This is a genomic window from Nonomuraea sp. NPDC001636 (assembly GCF_040298265.1).
In the GTDB taxonomy this organism is placed as follows: domain Bacteria; phylum Actinomycetota; class Actinomycetes; order Streptosporangiales; family Streptosporangiaceae; genus Nonomuraea.
Window position 1 is genome coordinate 61,339 of the sequence record NZ_JBEOZT010000020.1, and the last position, 20,520, is coordinate 81,858.

Here is a 20,520-nt window from a genome sequence, read left to right on the forward strand (position 1 = left end):
CCCGGCGCCGCCGTGGCGCCCCAGGTCAGCCGCGCGCCGAGCCGCCCGTGGCCGGTGCGCCCAGGTGCGCGCCCGTCCAGCCGGTGAGGTCCTCCAGGGAGACGCTGTGCCGCGATCCGTCCTGGAGGATCGTCGTGACGCCCTTGACGCCACCCCGGCCTGACGAGGCCCTCTCGCGCTCCTCGTCCGTCGGTGCGTCCGGCCACCAGGCCGCGAAGTAGCCGCCGGTGACGGTCGCGGTCACCGTGCCCTTCGCCTCCGTGGACAGCTCCACACCGGCCACGCCGGCGCCGACCCTGCCGGTCACGATGCGCACGCTCTCCTCGCCGGAGCTCACGACCGCGCCGAGGGCGGCCCGCGCCGACCCCGGGGGGACCGGCGGAAGCGGCCGTGCGCCGGGCCCGGGCGTGGAGCCGCCCGCGGCGGCGATGCCGCCGTCGCGGAACAGGCAGCTGATCTCGGCCAGACGGCTGCTGCCGTCGTTGACGTAGACGAGCGTCCATGGCCCCCGGCCCTCGGTCACCACGGGCCGGAAGCCGAGTTCGCGCCCGGTCGTGCGCCGGGCGGCGTCCTGGGCGTGGTCCAGGCACTTCTCCTGGGCCTCGGCGGCCCGGTCACCGGTCACCGTGTGCGGCGTCGCGGTCCACGCCGCGATCGCCGAGCCGCCGCCGAACACGCCGGGCAGCAGCACCGCCGCCGCGACGCCGGCGGCCACCCCGCCGGCCACGGCGACGAGACGCCTGGTCGTGAACGGGCGCGGTCGGCCGGTCGCGGACGCCGCCGCCGGGTCGGTGGCGACCACCCGGGCCAGCAGGGCCCGGGCTCCGGGCTCGGCGGCGGGGTCCAGGCCGGCGGGGGTGACGGCCGGGTCGAGGCCGCGCAGGACGTGTTCGAGGCTGTCGTTCATGGCATGCTCCGGGTGTCTGCGGTGGCGGTCGCCACGGGCTGGGCGGTCGGGGCGGGGGCCGCGTCGGCATGGTGGCGCAGGGCGCGCCGGGCCCGGGTGAGCCGGAGCCGGAACGCGACGGGCGAGATGCCGAGCACCCGGGCGGCCTGCGCGGCCGTGAGGCCGTCCCAGACGGCCAGGGCCAGCGCCTCCTGGTGGCGCGGGCTGAGCCGCCGCCACGCCTGGACGAGGTCGAGCCGGCGGGCCACCAGCTCGGGGTCCAGCCCGGCCGCCGCGGCACCGGTCAGCCGGCTGTCGGCGATCCGGACGGCCAGCGCCTGCCGCCGCTGGTCGGCCCGCAGCCCGTTGCGGAGGGTGCGGTGCGCCACGCCGAACAGCCAGGCCCGCGCCTCGTCCGCCGCGGGCGGCACGTCGTCCAGGCGCCTCCAGGCGACGAGGAACACGTCGGCGACCACGTCCTCGGCGTGCGAGGGGTGGACGCGACGCTCGACGAACCGCAGCAACGCGGCATACGTCTGCTCGTAGAGCCGGGCGAAGCGCTGAGCGCGCTCCGGCGGCCCGGTGTCGGTGACGTTCATGCCTGGGTCATGTCCGGCAGCCCCACAGATGTGTCGCAACTTTGTCGGTCGTGCCCGCCATACTCGCCGCTGTCGATCAAGAGGACGACGGGATGCGGCGTGGAGGTATCGGCATGAGCGTGGAGCGCACGCTGACGTTCGTCGGCGGAAGTTCGGCCAAGTTCTGGGAGGTGCGCCAGGACGGCGCGGAGCTGCACATCCGGTACGGACGCCTGGGCGCGGCCGGTCAGACGCAGGTCAAGTCGTTCGACTCGGCCGCCGCCGCCACTGCCGCCGCCGACAAGCTGGTGGCGGAGAAGTTGCGCAAGGGTTACACGGAGGACCGAACGGCCGCCTCGCCGCAGGCGGCTTCGCCCACGGCCGCCGGCGGCGTCGAGGACGAGGACCGGCTGGCGTTGCCGCCCGCCTGGTTGCGCGCTCTCCACCCCCGGCGGGGCGGAGCGAAGGCCCCGGTGCAGCAGCCGGACACGAGCGCGCCGCAGAAGCTGGCGGCCGAGCTGGGCAACCGCGCGCAGATTCTCGCCGACATGGTGGCGAAGTGCCCGGATCCGGAGCTCGCGTCCGCGGGCGCGGCGTACCTGGCGGGGGAGCCCGCCGGCACACCGCTGGGCGCGGCTGTGGTCGCCAAGGCGATGGCCGCTTCCCTGCCATGGGCCGAGCGCGAGCTGTTGTCCCTGTTCCCCGAGACCTGGCTGGCCGAACGGGGTCCGGTGTTCGCGGCGGTGGCCGTGACCGAGCTGGCCTCGCTGGACTACCTCCACCATGGTGACACCTCGACGGTCCGCCGGCTGGCCGACGGCGAGGCCCCCGACCCGTGGTACGGCTGGGCCTCCGGCGAGCAGATCGACGCCCGGGTGCGCGCCGTGCTGGCCGCCGCTTCCGACGACGAGTACGCCGAGGTCGTCGCGGCGCTGTCGGTGAGCCGCGCCGGCGGGCTCCACCACCGCGTGGCCACCTCCTACCTGGCGCCCACCGAGACCGGGTGGGTCGCGGCCGACTGCGCCGAGGTGAGCCAGGTCCTCCCGGTTCTCGCCTTCCGCCTGATCGCCGCCATCAGCACGCCGGAGCAGGCCGAGCTGATCGCGAACCATGTGCGTGGCTGCTACATAGGGGATTCCTTCACCCTGCCGGCCACGGTCGTCGACGGCATGGGCGAGGCTGCCGTGCCGCTGCTGGCCGTCTGGGTGGACCACGCCTACGGCGCGGACAGCCGCAAGCGGCTGCTGCACGTGCTCGCCGACCTGCCGTACGACACGGCCATGCGGGCGATCCTCGACCGCGTCGAGCAGAAGTACACCCAGCCGGCCTTCCTGCGCGCGGCCTCCCGCTTCCCCCGCCGCGCGATGCGGATGCTGGCCGAGTCCGGCGGCAAGGCCGTCGACCTGCTGCTGCGCACCCATGTGGCGGCCCGTCCCGACCTGGTGGACGAGGTGCGCGCGAGCCTCGGCGACGGCGCCGCCGCCGAGCGTCTCGACAGGATCGCGACCGCCGGTACCGTCGCCGCCGCTGCGCCGGAGGCGCTGCCCGAGGTGGTGGTCAGCCCGCCCTGGACGCGCCCGCGCAAGGCGCGCAAGGTGCTCGTGGTCGACGGCCTGGCGTGCACCGACGAACCGGCTCTCCTGTGGGCGCCGGGCGAGCGGGACAACTGGCGTTCCTCCCGGACGGAAGGTTCCTGGGGTCGGTCCTGGCGCCGGAGCTGGAAGGACATCGCCCGCGAGATCGCCGAGGGCCGGGGCGCCCACTGGTCGGACGAGATCGCCCTGTTCGTCGCCGGGCCCGAGGAACTGGCCGCGCCGCTGATCGGGAAGTGGCGCCCTGGCGACCTGTGGGGGGCGGGCGACTGGATGCCGACGGTGGTGGCCAGGTTCGGCACGTCGGCGCTGCCCATGGTGGTCGACAGCGCCCGGCGCGGTCCCAGCTCGGTCGCCGCGTCGCTGCTGCCGTTCGCGGCGCCGGAGGTCGCCGTGCTGATGGCCGACTGGCTGGCCCGGCTGAAGTCGGTCCGCGCCACCGCGCTGGGCTGGCTGAACCGTCACCCCGCGGCGGCCGCCAGGGCGCTGGTCCCGGCGGCTCTCGGCAAGCCCGGCGTGGCCCGGCTCCGGGCCGAGCAGGCGCTGGCGGCGCTGGTCGCGGGCGGTCACCGCGACACCGTGGCGGAGGCCGCCGCAGGGTACGGGCCCGCCGCCGAGGCCGCCATCGCCGACCTGCTCGTGGCCGACCCGCTCGACGCGCTGCCGGCCCGGATGCCGGTGCTGCCCGAGTGGACGGAGGTCGCGATCACGACCCCGATCCACCTGCGCGGCGACGCGGGCGCGCTGCCCCCCGAGGCGGTCCGCCACGTGATGACGATGCTGGCGATCTCCAAGCCCGGCGACCCGTACGCCGGTCTCGCCGTGGTCAAGGAGGCCTGCGACGGCCGCAGCCTCGCCGACTTCGCCTGGGCGTTGTTCCAGTGCTGGCAGGCAGCCGGCTACCCGTCCAAGGAGAGCTGGGTGATGGACGCGCAAGGGTTGCTCGGCGACGACGAGACCGTACGGCTGCTGACCCCGCTGATCAGGGCCTGGCCGGGCGAGGGCGGGCACGCGCGCGCGGTCACCGGCCTGGACCTGCTGGCCTCCATCGGCTCCGAGGTGGCGCTGATGCACCTGCACGGCATCGCCGAGAAGGTCAAGTTCGGCGGGCTGAAGAACCGGGCCAAGCAGAAGATGGCCGAGGTCGCCGCCGAGCTCGGCCTGAAGCCGCAGGAGCTGGCCGACCGGCTGGTGCCCGACTTCGGCCTGTCCGCCGACGGCAGCCTGACCCTCGACTACGGCCGCAGGCGGTTCGTGGTGGGCTTCGACGAGCAGCTCAAGCCGTACGTGGCCGACGCCTCGGGCAAGCGGCTGAAGAACCTGCCCAAGCCGGGCGCCAACGACGATCAGGAGCTCGCGACCGCCGCCTACCGGCGCTTCGCCGGGCTGAAGAAGGACGTGCGCTCCGTGGCCGGGGACGCCATCCACCGCCTGGAGCAGGCCATGGTGGACCGGCGTCGCTGGAGCGCCGGCGACTTCGGCCGGCTGTTCGTCGGCCACCCGCTGCTGCGGCACATCGTACGGCGGCTGGTATGGGGCCTGTACGACCCGTCGGGCCGGCTCACGGGCACCCTGCGCGTGGCCGAGGACCGCAGCTTCGCCGACGTCGAGGACGACACGCTGACGCTGCCCGAAGACGCCCTCGTTGGCGTGGCGCACCCGCTGGAGCTGGGGGAGGACCTGGCCGCCTGGGGTGAGGTGTTCGCCGACTACGAGATCCTGCAGCCGTTCCCGCAGCTGGGCAGGGAGACGTACGAGCTGGATCCGGCGCTGGTGGCCGAGATCGAGGCCGCCAGGATCCCCACCGGCGCGGTGATCGGCCTGGAGCGGCGCGGCTGGCGGCGCGGCACGCCTCAGGACGCCGGCTGGCAGGGCTGGATCGAGCGGGACGTGCCCGGCGGCAGGACCATCACGATCGGCCTCGATCCGGGCATCGCGATCGGCCACCCCGACCTCGCCGACGAGCAGACCATCACGGCACTGGGGCTCGACGGCCTCGATCCGATCACCACCTCCGAGATCCTCCGAGACCTCAGGGACATCACCCGATGAACGGACACGCCCAGCGGCCCCCGGCCGAGATCCGCCACGCCGGCGAGCTGGCCAGGCTGCGGGAGCACGACACCGACGACCGGCCGCCCGGCTGGGCGCTCAGCCTCCGGGCCGCCCGCCGGTTCGTCCTCGGGGACGAGAAGCTGGGCATCAGCCGCAAGTTCGTGGGCGATCCCTCGCTGATCGACCGGTCCCTGGTGACGCTCGCGACCAACCGCGGGCTGATGCTGGTGGGCGAGCCGGGCACGGCGAAGTCGCTGCTGTCCGAGCTGCTCGCCGCGGCCGTCAGCGGCACCTCGACGCTCACCATCCAGGGCGGCGCGGCCACCACCGAGGACCAGATCAAATACTCCTGGAACTACGCGCTGCTGGTCGCCGAAGGCCCCTCCACCCGGTCGCTGGTGCCCGCGCCGCTGCTGCGCGGCATGGCCGAGGGCAAGGTGGTGCGCTTCGAGGAGATCACCCGGTGCCCGCTGGAGGTGCAGGACTGCCTGCTGTCACCGCTGTCGGACCGGGTGCTCGCCGTACCGGAGCTGAGCGGTCCCGAGTCGATGGTGTTCGCCCAGGAGGGGTTCACGATCCTGGCCACGGCCAACACCCGCGACCGCGGCGTCAACGAGATGAGCGCCGCGCTCAGACGCCGCTTCAACTTCGAGACCGTCTTCCCGATCGCCGACTTCGACACCGAGCTGGCGCTGGTGGAGGCGGAGGCGGGGGCATTGCTCAGACGCTCGGGCGTCACCGCGCCGCCGCGCCGCGACGTGCTGGAGGTCCTGGTCACCACCTTCCGCGACCTGCGCCAGGGGCACACCGCGCGCGGCGACGCCACCGACCGGCTGTCGGGGGTGATGAGCACCGCGGAGGCCGTCTCGGTGGCCCATGCCGTCGGGGTGCGCGGCTGGTTCCTGCGCCGCGAGCCGGGCACCGCCGCCGACCTGGTCTCCTGCCTCGCCGGCACGGCCGCCAAGGACAACCCGGAGGACCTGGCCAAGCTCCGCAGGTACCTGGAGCGCAGGCGGCACGGCGACCAGTGGCAGGCCCTGTACGAGGCCCGCCACCTGCTGCCGGGCTGACCGATGGCGGTCGTCTTCCTCGGCGTGCGGCACCACAGTCCCGCCTGCGCCCGGCTGGTCGCCGACACCATCCGTTCCGTACGTCCCGCGTACGTGCTGGTCGAGGGCCCGGCGGAGATGAACGACAGGATGGACGAGCTCCTGCTCGGCCACGAGCTGCCGATCGCCGTCCACACCGGCTACCGCGACCATGAGCGGCGCCACGGTTCATGGACACCGCTGTGCGACTACTCCCCGGAGTGGGCGGCGCTGACCGCGGGCCGCGCGGCCGGCGCCGAGCTGCGCTTCATCGACCTGCCCGCCTGGCATCCCGCGCTGGCGGACGTCAGCAACCGGTACGCCGACGCCGAGGCCCGCTACGCCGAGGCGACCCGGCGGCTCTGCCGCGCCTTCGCCGTGGACAACATGGACGCGTTGTGGGATCACCTGTTCGAGATCGAACCGGCCGACGGGCTGGCCGAACGGCTGGCCACCTACTTCGACCTCGTACGCGGCGACACCGGGGCCGATCCCGGCGACACGGCCCGCGAGGCGTACATGGCGCAGTGGATCCGGGCGGCCGCCGGTGACGCGGGCGAGCGGCCGGTGGTCGTGGTCACCGGCGGCTTCCACCGTCCCGCGCTGATCCGGCTGGCCGAGCGGGGCGAGCGGAGCTGGCCGGAGGTGCCGCAACCGCCCGAGGGAGCGGCGGTCGGCTGCTACCTGGTGCCGTACTCGTTCCGCAGGCTGGACGCCTTCGACGGCTACCAGTCGGGCATGCCGTCGCCCGGCTACTACCAGGACCTGTGGGAGCACGGCCCCGACGGAGCCGCCCGCAGACTCATCGAGGCGGTGACGGCCCGGCTGCGCGCCCGGCGCCAGCAGGTCTCCACCGCCGATCTGATCGCCGCGCGCGCCACCGCCGACGGGATCGCGCTGATGCGCGGCCACCCGCATCCGGCCCGCGTCGACGTGCTCGACGGCCTGGCCACCGCGCTGGTCGGCGAGGCGATCGAGACCCCGCTGCCCTGGGCGTCCCGCGGTCCCCTCCAGGCCGGCCACCACCCGGCCGTCGTGGAGATGATCGCGGCGCTCAGCGGTGACCGGACAGGCCGCCTGCACCCCTCGACCCCGCTGCCGCCGCTGGTCCACGCGGTGCTCGCCGAGCTGGGCGGCCCCGGCGACGAACGGCTCGACCTCGGCGGGCCAGCCGGCCGGGCGCGCAGCCGCTTCCTGCACAGGCTGCGCGTCCTGGGCATCCCGGGCGTGGTCCGCACCTCGGGACCCCGCCCCGCGGGCGGCGCCGAGCTGGTCGAACAGTGGACCCTGACCGAGACCGACCACCGCCTGCCCGCCCTGATCGAGGCAGGCGGGTACGGCGTGGACCCGCAGGAGGCGGCGGCCTCCGTGCTCGCCGAGCGGATCAGGGGCGCCGACCTGGACCAGCTGGCCGACGTGCTGTTCGACGCCGCGCTGTGCGGCATTGGCGAGCTGGCGGGGCAGGTGCTCGACGACCTCGCGCGGGCGATCGCCGCGGCGGCCGACCTGGGCTCGCTGGGCCGCACCCTCACCGTCGCCCTGGCGATGTGGCGCCACGACGACCTGTTCGCCACCAGCGGCAGCACCACCTTGGGCACCGTGGTCCGGGCCGCCACCCTGCGGGTGTTGTGGCTGGCCGAGGGCGTGCGCGGCGGGCCCGTACCCGCCGATCCGCAGCGCATCGGCGCCATGGACGCCGTCCGCGACGCGCTCAGGCACGCCGGGCCGCCGCTGGGCCTGGACCTGGACGCGGCGCTGGGCGTCGCCGACCGCGTCGCCGCCTGCCAGGACGCGCCGCCCGACCTGCGCGGAGCCGCGCTCGGGCTGGGCTGGTCACTGCGCGGCACCGCCGCCGCGGACCCCACCCGGGCGGTACGCGGCGCGTTCGTCCCCGCGTCGGCCGGCGACTGGCTGGCCGGGCTGTTCGCGCTCGCCCGCGAGGAGGTCCTGCACACCGGCGGCATGCTGGAGCTGCTCGACGAGCTGGTCGCGGCGATGAGCAGCCACGACTTCCTGGTGGCCCTGCCGGCGCTGCGCCAGGCGTTCGGCTACTTCCCACCCCGCGAGCGGCACCTCATCGCCACCCGCCTGGTCGAACTGCGCTCCGGCGCGGGCGCGTCCGCGTGGGACCTGATGCGGCTGGAGGCGGCGCCGGAACTGGTGGCCGCAGGCATGGCACTGGACGAACGAGTCGATGCGGCACTGCGCCGGGAAGGACTGATCACGCCATGACCGACCCCACCCTCGTACGATGGCGCCTGCTGCTCGGCGAGGCCGGCGGCGCCTGCCTCGGCGGCGGGCAGCTCGACGAGGAGGCCGCCGGCCGCGACGCCGCCATGGACTGGCTGTACGGCCGCGACGAGGACCTGCGCAGGCGCGGCGTACGGCGGGAGGCCGGGAGCGGCCCGTCGAACCTGACCACCTTCGGCTGGCTCGACGACATCACCCGCCTGTTCCCCAAGGAGACCGTCGAACGCCTGCAACGCGACGCAGTCGAACGCTACGAGATCCACGACCTCGTCACCGACCCCGACGTGCTCGCGCGCATCGAGCCCAACCCCGCGCTGCTCAAGGCGGTCCTGCACACCAAACACCTGATGAACCCGCAGGTGTTGCGGCTGGCCAGACGCATCGTGGAGCAGGTCGTCCGGCAGCTCATGGAGAAGCTGGCCACCGAGGTGCGCAGCGCCTTCTCGGGCACGAAAGCGCGGCGGCCGGGCCGGCTGCGGCAGGCCCGCAACTTCGACATGGTCCGGACCCTGCGCGCCAACCTCGGCCGCTACCAGCCCGACACCGGCAAGGTCGTGATCGAGACCCCGCTGTTCTTCTCCCGCACCCGCCGCCACCTCGAACAGTGGCAGGTGATCCTGCTCGTCGACCAGTCCGGCTCGATGACCGACTCGGTGATCCACTCGGCGGTCACCGCGGCCTGCCTGTGGGGGCTGCCCGGCGTACGCACCCACCTGGTCGCCTTCGACACCGACGTGGTGGACCTGACCTCCGACGTGGACGATCCCGTGGAACTGCTCATGAAGGTCCAGCTCGGCGGCGGCACCGACATCGCCCGCGCGGCCGCGTACGGCGCCGGGCTCGTGGACCAGCCGCGGCGGGCCGTCGTCGTGCTGATCTCCGACTTCTACGAGGGCGGCGATCGTCACCGGCTGGTACGCATCGTGCGCAGCCTGGTCGAGCAGGGCAGCAAGGTCCTCGGCCTGGCCGCCCTCGACGAGCAGGCCAACCCCGACTACGACCGGGAGCTCGCGCAACGCCTGGCCGACGCCGGGGCGCACGTGGGCGCGATGACCCCCGGCGAGCTGGCGTCCTTCGTCGCGGAGCATGTGGGCCGATGAGAACGGATCTGCTCGGGCTCACCACCGACTCCCTGGCCGCGCTCACCAACCGCGGCCTGGTCAAGCGGGCGGGCAAGGAAGCCGCGCCGGACCTGCGTACCGACGCCGACGGGACCGTGCACGGCGACTTCGCGGGCGGACCGACCGCGAGCCTGCCACCCGGCGGGCTCGACGCGGCCCGCTGCACGTGCGGCGCCACCGGGGTCTGCCGGCATGTCGTCGGGGTGGTGCTGGCGTACCAGCACCAGCACGCCGCGACCGTCGAGACCGTAGAACATCCGCAGGCCGAGGGGCCTGTTCCGGAGCCCCCCGCCTGGTCGCCGGGGCAGGTGAGCGACGACGAGCTGACCGCCAGGATCGGCGCCCGCCTGATGGCCGCCGCCCGCCGTACCGAAAGAGTCGGATACACCGCCCGCGTGCGCCGCGCCACCGCCGCCGATCCCGCGCCGCAGGTCGAGCTCCCCACCGCGACCGTGCGTTTCCTGATCCCCGGCGACCTCGGCTTCGCGCACACCGACGCCGCCGCGGGCAGCCGCGACGACGTCATCGCCCTCGCCGTGTGGGCGTTCCGGGTGGCCGACGAGCTGCATCCCGGGACGCCGGAGGCACGGGTCGACGTCGGCGGCGCAGCCGGCACCGGCACCGGATCCGGGCTGGAGCGGGCCCTGGGGCTGGCCGGCACGGTCCTGCGCGACGGCGCGGCGCACCTCGGCCAGGGACTGGCGGCCACCATCGCCGACGTGCAGCGCCACCTCGACGCCGCCGGATCCCGCTGGCCGCTGCTGGCCGTCGGCGACCTCGCCGAGCAGCTGGCCGCCTACCGCGACCGCGGCGCCCACTACCGTCCCGAGCTGCTCGCGAGCCACCTCGCCGAGCTCCACGCCCGGCACCGGGCCGTGACCCGCCCCGACGCCACCCTCCGCAGCAGCGTGCTCGGCACCGCCGAGGCCGCCGAGACCCCGTTGCGCCGGGCCCGGCTGGAGAGCCTGGGCTGCCGGATCCGCAGCCTCGGCGACCGGCGGATCGCCGAGGTCTACCTTGCCCACGGCGACAGCGCGATGGTCCTGGTACTCCGCCGCGAATGGGACGGCGAACGGGACGGCGGCGACGACTGCGACGGCGCCGCCCTGGCACGGCGACGCGTCGCCGGCTCCACGCTGGCCGCCCTGGCCACCGGCAACCTCGTCACGGAATCCGCCGTCCGCAGCGCCAGCCGTACCGTGCGGCTGGCCACCGGGCGGATCGCCAGAACGACGGTCAGCCCGTCGCGGGGCGACTGGGGTGAGCTCTCGCCGTCCCTGGTGGTGACGGACCTCGCCGCGCTCGGCCGCGAGCTCGACGCCCTCACGCTCCGCCCCATTCGCCCGCGCGTCGAAGCGGAGCGGGTGCGCGTCGTCGCCGTCTCCCAGGTGGTGGCCATGACCTACGCCGCCGGTGACCAGCGCCTCGACGCCCTCATCGCCGACCAGGCTGGAAACATCGCCACCGTCACCGCCACCCACACCGGCGCCGCCCCCGGCCGCCTCGACTCGCTGGCCGCCGTGCTCACCGGGGAGGAAGGCGAGCTGCGTTTCGTCAGCGGAGTGGCCGGACGTACCGCGGGCGGTGTCGTCATCGACCCCATCGGCCTGGCCGCCGGTGGCCGGGTCGTCGTGCCCGACCTGCAACCCGCCGGAGGCGGCGGGCGGCTCGCGGCCGCCGAGGACGTCCGGCCCGACCCGCTGACCGCCGTGCTGATCGACGCCCGCGGGCTGCTCGCGGAAGCGGCCCACCACGGCCTGTCCCACCTGCCGCCGACCTACGACGCCCGCCTCGGCGCCGCCGCGCGGCGGCTGACCGCGCTCGGGCTCCACCGCATCGCGCAGGCCGTCACGGCGTTCGCGGCGGCGCGGTCCCAGGATTCGGGCGAGGCGGCCGAGCGGACCTGGGTCGACGCCTACCTGCGCCTGGAGGTGGCCCTGGAACTGGCCTGACCCGATCCGCGGCGGCGCTGTGGACGCCGCGCACATGGTGCTGATTTGACTTCTGTCGAAACAGGGGCACATGATGGCTCCTGTTTAGATGAACTTCTATTCAAGGTGTGCTCTGCCCCCTCTCGTCACCTGGAGAAACAGTCATGAGCGACAGTTGCTGCGGCCCTGCCACGATCGCGATCGAGCAGCTCACGGCCCCTCGGCAGGCCACCTCCGGGTGGCGCGACGACCTGCCCGTGGTCGTGATCGGCGCGGGCCCCGTGGGCCTGGCCGCCGCCGCGCACCTGACCGAGCGCGGCCTCGACTTCCTGGTGCTGGAGGCCGGCGATCAGGTCGCCGCGTCGATGGCGCAGTGGGGGCACGTACGGGTGTTCAGCCCCTGGAAGTACGACATCGACGCCGCCGCCCGTCGCCTGCTGGAGGCCGACGGCTGGACCGCCCCCGACCCCGACCGGCTGCCGACCGGCGCCGAGATCGTCGCCGGCTACCTCGCCCCGCTGGCCGAGCTGCTCGGCGACCGGGTACGCACGAACGCACGAGTGACCGCCATCAGCCGCCTCGGCCACGACCGGGTACGCACGGCGGGCCGCGAGCAGGCCCCCTTCCTGATCCGCCTGGCCGACGGCGGCGAGCTACAGGCAGGCGCGATCATCGACGCCTCCGGCACCTGGACCACCCCGAACGTCCTGGGCGCCGCCGGCCTGCCCGCCCACGGCGAGGACGAGGTGCCCGTCGACCACGCCCTGCCCGACGTCCTCGGCGCCGACCGTCACCGCTACGAGGGCCGGCGCGTCCTGGTCGTCGGCGCCGGCCACTCGGCCGCCACCACACTGCTCGCCCTGGCCCAGCTGGACGACACCCCGATCGCCTGGGCCATCCGCGCGGGCAGCGCCGGGCGCGCCTACGGCGGCGGCGACGCCGACGCCCTCCCGGCCCGCGGCGCGCTCGGCACCCGGCTGCGCGCCCACGTCACCTCCGGTCGCATCACGTTGCTGACCGGCTTCTTCACCCACCAGGTACGCGCCACCGGCGACGGCGTCGAAGTGACCAGCCGCACCCCGTCCGGCAGCGAGCAGTCGATCACCGTGGACCGGATCGTCAGCGCGACCGGCTACCGCCCCGACCACTCCATCGCCACGGAACTGCGTCTCGACCTGGACCCGGTGCTCGGCTCCACCCGTGCCCTGGCCCCGCTCATCGACCCCAACCGGCACTCCTGCGGCACCGTCCCGCCACACGGCGTGGACGAGCTGGCCCACCCCGAGCCCGGCTACTACGCCATCGGCGTCAAGAGCTACGGCCGCGCCCCCACCTTCCTGCTCGCCACCGGGTACGAGCAGGCCCGCTCCGTCGTCGCCGCGCTGGCCGGCGACTGGCAGGCCGCCCGCGACGTGCGGCTCGACCTGCCCGAGACCGGGGTGTGCTCGTCCAGCCTGGCCGAGGACCAGGAGCGGCGGGCCGGCCTGGCCACGGGCATCAGCGGCGGCCTGCTGTCGGCCCCTCTGCCGCTCGCCGCCGCAAGCGCCGCCGTCAGCGCCCCGGCCGGTGGCGGTGCCGAGTCCGGCGGCGGCTGCTGCGGCTGAGGGGGACGCCGCGCCACGGCCATGGCGTGGGCCGTCTCCGCGTTCGCGCCGGTCGCCTGCCGCCGCCTATGATTTAGACCGGCATCGAATCAAGGAGTCACGCCATGGCCGCCCCCGCCACCGCCCAGTGCTGTGCGCCGATCGCCCGCGAGCCGCTCGGCGAGGCCGACGCCGCCGAACTGGCCACCCTGCTCAAGGCCGTCGCCGACCCGGTACGGCTGCGCCTGCTGTCGCTGATCGGCTCCCACCCCGGCGGCGAGGCGTGCGTGTGCGACCTGACCGGCGTCTTCGACCTGACCGCCCCCACCATCTCCCACCACCTGAAGGTGCTGCGCACCGCCGGGCTGATCGACGGCGAACGCCGCGGCACCTGGGTCTACTACCGGATCATCCCCGAGGTGGTGAACAAGCTGGGCGCGCTGTTCACGCCGCTCACCGCCCCGGCCGAGGCGCAGAACGGCCCGGTGGACGTGGAACTCCTCACCGTGTGACCGCCGTGGCACGCCTGCGTTCGGTCAAGCGTCCCAGCCCCTGGCGGACAATGTCTGACTTGCGCATCTGAGCAACTTTGATGCAGTCTGAAGCTGACAAAACGCCTGCTCAGTAAGGACGACACCATGGCCGACCTCGGTTGGGCGGAGATCCTGATCATCGCCCTCGTCTTCATGTTCCTGTTCGGGGCCAAGCGGCTGCCCGACACGGCCCGCGCGGTCGGCCGTTCGTTGCGCATCTTCAAGGCCGAGACCACCAGGACGGACGAGCCGGCCCCCTCGCTGGAGGAGCAGGCCCGGCGTCTGGAGGAGCAGGCGGCCAGGTTGCGGGCCGGCGCGCAACAGGACGGCCGGTAACAGGTGCGACGCTCGGGAGCCGCCGCGCCGCGCGCCTAGACTTGGCACCTGTCCGAAAAAGGAGTGAAGGTGGCCGGCGCAAAGACCCCTGATCCGCCCGCCGAAGTGCTGGCCGAGGCTGCGGCCGCCTTCGCGCTGCTGGCCTCGCCGCCCAGGCTGCACATCGTGTGGGCGCTGGCGCAGGGCGAGTGCGACGTGTCCGGGCTGGCCGAGCGGGTGGGGGGCGCGCTGCCGGCGATCAGCCAGCACCTGGCCAAGCTGAAGCTGGCCGGCCTGGTCCGCTCCCGCCGGGAGGGCCGCAGGGTCGTCTACCTGATCGACGACGAGGACGTCGTGGCCACCGTGCGCGGGCTCGTCGGACGGCTCTCGCAACGGGCCGGCGCCTCCGGAGGACGCGTCCATGGTCTGGGCGCCTGACGCGCCGACCACGGCCGATGCCGGTCCGGCCCCGCTGAGCCAGCTCCAGACCCTGCGCCTGCTGGACACCGGGCCACGCGGCCTGACGGAGGAACAGGCCGAGGCCCGCCTGCTGGAACACGGCGAGAACACGATCCCCGCCCAGCGACCGGTGTCCTGGCCGCGCCGCCTGGCCCGCAGCCTGCGGGACCCGTTCACCATGACGCTGCTCGCGCTGGGTCTCGTCGCCGCCGCGATCACCTCCTGGGGCACGGCGGGCGTCATCGTCCTGCTGGTCGTGGCGAGTTGCCTGCTGCGCTCCAACGGGGAGTTCCGGGCCGACCGCTCGACCGCGGCCCTGCGCGAGCTCGTGGCCACCACGGCCACCGTGCGACGGCGCGCCCACGAGGGAGGCGAGCCGCGGGAGCGGGAGATCCCCGTCGACCAGCTCGTCCCCGGTGACGTGATCAAGCTGGGGCCCGGCGACCTGGTCCCCGCCGACGTGCGGCTGCTGCGGGCCGCCGGCCTGACCGTCCATCAGGCGCCGCTGACGGGGGAGTCGGCGCCCGTGCCCAAGCGGGCGCGCGACCTGCCCGACGGCGACGACCACCTGTGCTGGCAGGGCAGCAGCGTGGCCTCCGGCAGCGCGCTCGCGGTGGTGACGGCCACCGGCGGCGGCACCCTGTTCGCCGGCGCCCACCACGCCCCGGCGCGCGGGCGTTCGGCCTTCGACCGGTCGGTGAACGGCATCTCCTGGATCCTGGTCCGGCTCATGCTGGTCGTCCCGCCCGTGGCGCTGGTGGCCAACGCCGTCCTGCGCGACAGGGGACTGGAGGCGCTGCCGTTCGCGGTGGCGGTGGCCGTGGGACTGACGCCCGAGATGCTGCCGGTCGTGGTGACCACCGCGCTGGCCCGGGGAGCGGCGCTGCTGGCCCGCCAGGGCGTGATCGTCAAGCGGCTGCCCGCGCTGCACGACGTGGGGGCGATCGACGTCCTGTGCATGGACAAGACCGGCACCCTGACCCGCGACCGGCCCGTGCTCAGCGGGTCCGTCGGCCCTGACGGCAAGCCGGATCCCGAGGTGCTGCGCTGGGCGGCGGTCAACAGCTTCTGGACACTGCACCTGACCGACCCGCCGATCCCCGACCCGCTCGACGAGGCGATCCTGGAGTGCGCGCCCGACCTGGGCGACACCGAGGGGCTGGAGGCCACCCCCTTCGATCCCGCCGAGCGCCTGTCCCGCGCGGTGGTCCGCGACGGCGGCGCGGACGTCGTCGTGGTCAAGGGCGCCGTGGAGGCGGTGCTCGACCGGTGCGCGATGGGCCCGGGTGACCGGCTGCGGGCCGGCGAGGTCGCCCGCGCCCTGGCCGAGGCCGGTGCGCGGGTGCTCGCGGTCGCCGTGACCGACCGCTCCGCCGGCGGTCACGGCGCGGCCGGCGGGCTGACGCTCGCCGGCTTCCTCACCCTCGTCGACGAGCCGTCGCCGGACGCGGCCGCCGCGCTGGCGCTGCTGGCCCGCAGGGGCATCGCCCTGAAGGTGCTGACCGGCGACCATCCGGCCACCGCCGCCCGTACGTGCCGTGAGCTGGGCCTCGACGTGGGGGCGGTGATCGAGGCGGCCGACCTCACCGCCGCCTCCGCCGAACGGGCCACGGTGATCGCCCGTTGCACCCCGGACGACAAGGCCCGCGTCGTCCGCGCGCTGCGCGAGGCCGGGCACACGGTCGGCTTCCTCGGCGACGGCGTCAACGACTCGCCCGCCATGCGCGCCGCCGACGTCGGCATCTGCCCGCGCGCCGCCGTGGACGTCACCCGCGAGGCCGCCGACGTCGTGCTGGCCGGCAAGGACCTGTCGGCGATCGACCAGGCGATCGTCGCCGGACGGCGCAGCACCGGCAACATCGTCACCTATCTGCGCATCGCGCTGTCGTCCAACCTCGGGAACGTGATCGCGATGCTGGCGGCCGGGCTGGCGCTGCCGTTCCTGCCGATGTTGCCGGTCCAGGTGCTCCTGCAGAACGTCTGCTTCGACGTCGCCCAGCTCGCCTTCGCCTTCGACCGGGCCGCGCCGGCCGTGCTGCGGGGGCCGTTCGGGCTGCGCCCGCGGGGCATCCTCGGGTTCATCGCCCGTTTCGGGGCGCTGAACGCCGTCGCCGACCTGGCCACCTTCACCGTCCTGACCCAGGTCGTCGGCGCGGATGACGAGCGCTCCTTCCACACGGGCTGGTTCATCGAGAACCTGCTCACCCAGGCCGTCATCATGCTGCTCCTGCGGCCCGTCGCCCCGGTCTCGCCGCCGTTGTGGCTGGCCACGGGCTCGCTCGCGGCGATCGGGTTACTGCTGCCGCTCTCGCCGCTGGCCGGTCCCGTCGGCCTGACCGCCCTGCCCGTCACGAGCTGTCTGTGGCTGGTGCTCGTGGCCGTTCTGTACGGCGGGACGCTGGCCGTCCTCAACCGCCACAGAAGGTTGTAGAGTTGCGCAATGTAGCAACTGTCATGGCCGTCGAACCGCTGGGGCGAACACATGCGCGCAGGGGAGCACCAACGAGTCGCCGCACTCGTCATGTGGGCGCTGGTGTGCATGCTCGACCTCTGCCTGTGGGCCTGGGTCGACTGAGCCGTGTTCCGTCAGGCGGGCTCGTCGCCTCCTTCGATCGCCACGGACGTCCCGTCAGTTCGCGTCGGCGCGGCCGTCGGTCGTGACCGCCTCGCGCGACGGCAGCAGCTGGTCGAGTTTGGCGTTCACCGCCGCCAGCTGCTGCTTCACCTCCGCCAGCTCGGCCTGGGTCCGCGCTTCGGCCGGGGACGGCTCGGCGTCGTTCATGGCGTTGACCACCACCGCGATGAACAGGTTCAGCGCGACGAAGGTGGACATCAGGATGTAGGCGATGAAGAAGATCCACGCCCACGGCTTGTGCTCCATGACCGCCTGGGCGACGTTGCCCCAGTCGTCACCGGTCATGATCTGGAACAGGGTGAACAGCGAGCGGGGCAGTTCGTCGAACCGTTCGGGCATGATCTCGCCGAACAGCTTGGTCGCGATCACCCCGGCGATGTAGATCATCAGGACGAGCAGGCCGATGATGGAGGCCATCCCGGGCACCGCCGACAACAACGCGCTGACCACGCGGCGCATGCTGGGCACCGCCGAGACCAGGCGCAGCGCCCTCAGGATGCGCAGCGCGCGCAGCACCGAGGCCGGGCCGGACGCCGGGACGAGCGCGATCGCCACGATGACCGTGTCGAACCAGTTCCACGGGTCGGCGAAGAACGCGCGGCGGTAGGCGAACAGCCGGGCGGCGATCTCCACGGTGAAGACGGCCAGCGCGATCCGGTCGACGGCGTGCAGGAACCCACCGGCCCGGTCCATCAGGTAGGCGCTGGTCTCGCAGCCGATCGTGGCCGCGTTGAGCACGATGACGCCGATGACGGCCCGCTGGGTGAGCCGGTGTTCGAGCACGGCCCGCACGCGTTCTTGCCCGGACGACACTGGATCGCTCCTCACAGTGAAGATCACAAATCGCTGATCATGGTAGAGGCGACGAGAGGCTCCCATTGCAACCGAACCCGGCTGAGACGCGGATCACATCCGGCACTTACGCTCACCCATATGCGTTGACCTGGGAGAAGACGCCCCGGTCAGGACTGGCCTGTCCGGGGTCGGTAACGTCCGGACCAGGAAGCCGCAGCCGACGCGCTGCGGCGCAGCACACGAAACGGGAAGGATCGGTGGTGGTGTCCGTGTCAGCGGACCCGAGCAGTAGCCCCAGCCTCAGGTACGGCCTTCGTCTGCGGGGTGCACAGCCGCGATGAGTGTCGCACTCGGCCTGGTGGCCATCGTCCTGCTCACCCTCGCCACCGGCTACTTCGTCGCCCAGGAGTTCGCCTACGTCAGCGCCGACCGGCTCGCCCTGTCCCAGCAGGCCGCCGCCGGTGACAAGAAGGCGGCCAAGGCGGTCAAGGTGATGGAACGGCTGTCGTTCATGTTGTCCGGCGCGCAGCTCGGCATCACCGTCACCGCGCTGATCGTGGGTTTCATCGCCAGGCCCGCGCTGGCTGAGCTGATCGCCCCCGCGCTGGAGGCGATCGGCGTGCCGCAGGCGGCGATCGGCGGCATCGCGCTCGGGATCGGGTTCGCGCTGGCCACCGTGATCCAGATGGTGCTGGGCGAGCTCGCGCCCAAGAACCTGGCGCTGGCCCGTCCGGAGCCGCTGGCCCGCGCCCTGGCCGGCTCCACCCTGGTCTATCTGGCCGTCGCCGGACCGGTGATCAAGCTGTTCGACACCGCCGCCAACAGGCTGCTGCGCGCCGTCGGCATCGAGCCGGTCGAGGAACTGCACCACGGCGCCACCCTGGAGGAGCTGGGCCACATCATCGGCGAGTCCGAGGCCCACGGCCACCTGCCCGGCAGCCACGCCGACGTGCTCGAACGGGCCCTGGCCTTCTCCGACCACACCGCCGAGGAAGTGATGGTGCCGCGCGTGGAGGTGGTCGCCGTGACCGGCGCGGCCACCGTGCCCGATCTGGACGAGATCGTCGCCGCCCACGGCCACACCCACTACCCGGTGCTCGGCGCCACCCTCGACGAGGTGATCGGCCTGGTCAGCCTGGGCGACCTGGCCGCCGTCCCGGTCGAGAAGGCCGCCACCACGCGCGTCGCCGACCTCGCCCACGACGTGCTGATCGTGCCCTTCTCGATCAGCCTGCCGGACCTGGTGGCCCAGATGCACGCCCGCGGCCAGGAAGTGGCCTGCGTGGTGGACGAGCACGGCGGCCTGGCCGGACTGGTCACCTGGGAGGACGTCGCCGAGGAACTGGTCGGCGAGATCGCCGACGAGAACGACGCCGACACCCCCCGGGCAGTGCGCCAGGGCGACGGCTGGGAACTGGACGCCGCCCTGCGCATCGACGAGATCGCTCTGGAGACGGACCTGAACCTGCCCGACGAGGACGAGTACGACACCCTGGCCGGGCTCATCCTGCACCGGCTGGGCCGCTTCGCCGTCCCCGGCGACGTCATCACCGCCGACCTGCCCGCCACGCTCGACCCCCACGCCCCCACGCACGCCCGCATCGAGGTGCTGACGCTGGACCGGCACGTGCCCGACCGCGTCCGCCTGACCCCCTACCGTGACGAATCGCAGGAGCAGGCATGAACCTGTCCGTCGGGCTGCTGCTCACCCTGCTGTTGCTGATCGGCAACGGCTTCTTCGTGGCCGCCGAGTTCGCCCTGGTCGCCGCCAAGCGGCACCGTCTGGAGAAGGCCGCCGCGCAGGGGAGCAAGGCCGCCTCCGCCGCCCTGTCGGGGATCAAGGAGCTGTCGCTCATGCTGGCCGGCGCGCAGCTCGGCATCACGCTGTGCTCGCTCGGGCTCGGCGTGGTGTCCGAACCGCTGATCGCCGGCACCCTCGTCCCGCTCTTCGACGCCGTCGGCCTGCCCGAGGCCGCCGCGCACGCCGTGGCGTTCGTCATCGCGCTGGCGGTCGTGACGTTCCTGCACATGGTGCTCGGCGAGATGGCGCCCAAGTCCTGGGCCATCGCCCACCCCGAGCGCTCGGCCACCCTGCTCGCGCTGCCGTTCCGCGGCTTCACCCTGCTGGTCCGTCCGCTGATCAGCGCGCTGAACGCGGTCACCAACGGCCTGCTGCGGCTGTTCGGCGTCCGTCCGGACGAGGCCGGCGCCAAGGCGCGTACCCCCGACCAGCTCCGGCACCTGGTGGAGGAGTCACGCCGGCTCGGCCTGATCGAGCCGGACGACCACGTGGTGCTCAGCCAGGCCCTGCAGGCGCCGCAGTCCGGCATCACCGCGCTGATCACCCCGGCCGAGCAGATCATCGGCGTGCCCGCCACCGCCGCCGCCCAGGACATCATCGACGCCTGCAACCGGTCCGGGCTAACCCGGCTGATCGTGTGGTCCGACGCCGGGCCCAGCGGGGTCGTGCACCTGCGTGACGCCTACCTGGCCCGCCGGCGCGGCACCGCCACCACCGCCGCCCAGCTCGCCTACCGCGTGCCGGACCTGCCTCAGGAGACCTCGGTCGCCGACGCGGTCGCGCGGCTGCGCGCCGCGCACAGCCAGATCGCCCTGATCCGCGACAACGCGGGCGCGGTCATCGGCCTCGTCACCCTGGACGACCTGCTCACCACTCTGCTGGTGCCCGCCTGACCACC

At 73.9% G+C, this 20,520-nt stretch carries 15 protein-coding genes; 12 read left to right on the plus strand and 3 right to left on the minus strand.

Translation table 11 applies throughout. The features are described 5' to 3' along the window. Nucleotides 1-25: 25 nt before the first annotated feature. Both ABT158_RS31880 and ABT158_RS31885 read right to left on the minus strand, forming a co-directional pair. Nucleotides 26-907, minus strand: a complete 882-nt coding sequence (locus ABT158_RS31880) for a hypothetical protein (RefSeq protein WP_352359729.1) — start codon at nucleotides 905-907, stop codon at nucleotides 26-28. Beyond that, entirely contained in the window at nucleotides 904-1,485 is a 582-nt protein-coding gene (locus ABT158_RS31885; protein ID WP_352359731.1) for an RNA polymerase sigma factor, read from the minus strand. Before ABT158_RS31885 ends, ABT158_RS31880 begins: the two co-directional genes overlap by 4 nt. 113 nt (nucleotides 1,486-1,598) lie before the next feature. Here ABT158_RS31885 and ABT158_RS31890 point away from each other — a divergent pair, with 113 nt between their 5' ends. From ABT158_RS31890 to mgtA, 10 genes are all read left to right on the plus strand, one after another. After that, complete coding sequence (locus ABT158_RS31890; RefSeq protein ID WP_352359733.1) at nucleotides 1,599-5,108, plus strand: DUF4132 domain-containing protein; 3,510 nt, start codon at nucleotides 1,599-1,601, stop codon at nucleotides 5,106-5,108. Continuing rightward, nucleotides 5,105-6,181: an ATP-binding protein gene (locus ABT158_RS31895; RefSeq protein WP_352359735.1), complete on the plus strand. Its 1,077-nt coding sequence runs from the start codon at nucleotides 5,105-5,107 to the stop codon at nucleotides 6,179-6,181. The genes ABT158_RS31890 and ABT158_RS31895 overlap by 4 nt, the downstream gene beginning before the upstream one ends. A gap of 3 nt (nucleotides 6,182-6,184) precedes the next feature. Next, nucleotides 6,185-8,431 (plus strand): DUF5682 family protein, encoded by a 2,247-nt coding sequence (locus ABT158_RS31900; protein WP_352359737.1) that lies wholly within the window; start codon nucleotides 6,185-6,187, stop codon nucleotides 8,429-8,431. Continuing rightward, on the plus strand, nucleotides 8,428-9,549 hold the full coding sequence (locus ABT158_RS31905; protein WP_352359739.1) for a VWA domain-containing protein: 1,122 nt from the start codon (nucleotides 8,428-8,430) through the stop codon (nucleotides 9,547-9,549). Before ABT158_RS31900 ends, ABT158_RS31905 begins: the two co-directional genes overlap by 4 nt. Continuing rightward, the gene (locus ABT158_RS31910; protein ID WP_352359741.1) at nucleotides 9,546-11,522 is read left to right on the plus strand and encodes a YehQ family protein; all 1,977 of its coding nucleotides are present in this window, start codon (nucleotides 9,546-9,548) and stop codon (nucleotides 11,520-11,522) included. The genes ABT158_RS31905 and ABT158_RS31910 overlap by 4 nt, the downstream gene beginning before the upstream one ends. Nucleotides 11,523-11,665: 143 nt before the next feature. Next, on the plus strand, nucleotides 11,666-13,105 hold the full coding sequence (locus tag ABT158_RS31915) for an FAD-dependent oxidoreductase (RefSeq protein WP_352359743.1): 1,440 nt from the start codon (nucleotides 11,666-11,668) through the stop codon (nucleotides 13,103-13,105). Nucleotides 13,106-13,209: 104 nt separating this feature from the next. Beyond that, the gene (locus ABT158_RS31920; RefSeq protein ID WP_352359745.1) at nucleotides 13,210-13,596 is read left to right on the plus strand and encodes a metalloregulator ArsR/SmtB family transcription factor; all 387 of its coding nucleotides are present in this window, start codon (nucleotides 13,210-13,212) and stop codon (nucleotides 13,594-13,596) included. Between the two features lie 126 nt (nucleotides 13,597-13,722). Then, on the plus strand, nucleotides 13,723-13,953 hold the full coding sequence (locus ABT158_RS31925) for a twin-arginine translocase TatA/TatE family subunit (RefSeq protein ID WP_352359747.1): 231 nt from the start codon (nucleotides 13,723-13,725) through the stop codon (nucleotides 13,951-13,953). 69 nt (nucleotides 13,954-14,022) lie between these two features. Beyond that, on the plus strand, nucleotides 14,023-14,370 hold the full coding sequence (locus tag ABT158_RS31930) for an ArsR/SmtB family transcription factor (protein WP_352359749.1): 348 nt from the start codon (nucleotides 14,023-14,025) through the stop codon (nucleotides 14,368-14,370). Further along, nucleotides 14,354-16,822: a magnesium-translocating P-type ATPase gene (gene mgtA, locus ABT158_RS31935; protein WP_352359751.1), complete on the plus strand. Its 2,469-nt coding sequence runs from the start codon at nucleotides 14,354-14,356 to the stop codon at nucleotides 16,820-16,822. The genes ABT158_RS31930 and mgtA overlap by 17 nt, the downstream gene beginning before the upstream one ends. 198 nt (nucleotides 16,823-17,020) lie before the next feature. Here mgtA and ABT158_RS31940 read toward each other — a convergent pair whose 3' ends face one another. Next, complete coding sequence (locus ABT158_RS31940) at nucleotides 17,021-17,839, minus strand: ion transporter (protein WP_352359753.1); 819 nt, start codon at nucleotides 17,837-17,839, stop codon at nucleotides 17,021-17,023. Nucleotides 17,840-18,158: 319 nt separating this feature from the next. Here ABT158_RS31940 and ABT158_RS31945 point away from each other — a divergent pair, with 319 nt between their 5' ends. Further along, entirely contained in the window at nucleotides 18,159-19,505 is a 1,347-nt protein-coding gene (locus ABT158_RS31945; RefSeq protein ID WP_352359755.1) for a hemolysin family protein, read from the plus strand. Then, nucleotides 19,502-20,515 (plus strand): hemolysin family protein, encoded by a 1,014-nt coding sequence (locus tag ABT158_RS31950; protein WP_352359757.1) that lies wholly within the window; start codon nucleotides 19,502-19,504, stop codon nucleotides 20,513-20,515. The genes ABT158_RS31945 and ABT158_RS31950 overlap by 4 nt, the downstream gene beginning before the upstream one ends. Nucleotides 20,516-20,520: the final 5 nt, after the last annotated feature.

Excerpts from the sequence above, each read along its gene's own strand:
- ABT158_RS31880 (WP_352359729.1), bottom strand. The coding sequence starts at position 907 with ATGAACGACAGCCTCGAACACGTCCTGCGCGGCCTCGACCCGGCCGTC.
- ABT158_RS31885 (WP_352359731.1), bottom strand. The coding sequence starts at position 1,485 with ATGAACGTCACCGACACCGGGCCGCCGGAGCGCGCTCAGCGCTTCGCC.
- ABT158_RS31890 (WP_352359733.1), top strand. The coding sequence starts at position 1,599 with ATGAGCGTGGAGCGCACGCTGACGTTCGTCGGCGGAAGTTCGGCCAAG.
- ABT158_RS31895 (WP_352359735.1), top strand. The coding sequence starts at position 5,105 with ATGAACGGACACGCCCAGCGGCCCCCGGCCGAGATCCGCCACGCCGGC.
- ABT158_RS31900 (WP_352359737.1), top strand. The coding sequence starts at position 6,185 with ATGGCGGTCGTCTTCCTCGGCGTGCGGCACCACAGTCCCGCCTGCGCC.
- ABT158_RS31905 (WP_352359739.1), top strand. The coding sequence starts at position 8,428 with ATGACCGACCCCACCCTCGTACGATGGCGCCTGCTGCTCGGCGAGGCC.
- ABT158_RS31910 (WP_352359741.1), top strand. The coding sequence starts at position 9,546 with ATGAGAACGGATCTGCTCGGGCTCACCACCGACTCCCTGGCCGCGCTC.
- ABT158_RS31915 (WP_352359743.1), top strand. The coding sequence starts at position 11,666 with ATGAGCGACAGTTGCTGCGGCCCTGCCACGATCGCGATCGAGCAGCTC.
- ABT158_RS31920 (WP_352359745.1), top strand. The coding sequence starts at position 13,210 with ATGGCCGCCCCCGCCACCGCCCAGTGCTGTGCGCCGATCGCCCGCGAG.
- ABT158_RS31925 (WP_352359747.1), top strand. The coding sequence starts at position 13,723 with ATGGCCGACCTCGGTTGGGCGGAGATCCTGATCATCGCCCTCGTCTTC.
- mgtA (WP_352359751.1), top strand. The coding sequence starts at position 14,354 with ATGGTCTGGGCGCCTGACGCGCCGACCACGGCCGATGCCGGTCCGGCC.
- ABT158_RS31945 (WP_352359755.1), top strand. The coding sequence starts at position 18,159 with ATGAGTGTCGCACTCGGCCTGGTGGCCATCGTCCTGCTCACCCTCGCC.
- ABT158_RS31950 (WP_352359757.1), top strand. The coding sequence starts at position 19,502 with ATGAACCTGTCCGTCGGGCTGCTGCTCACCCTGCTGTTGCTGATCGGC.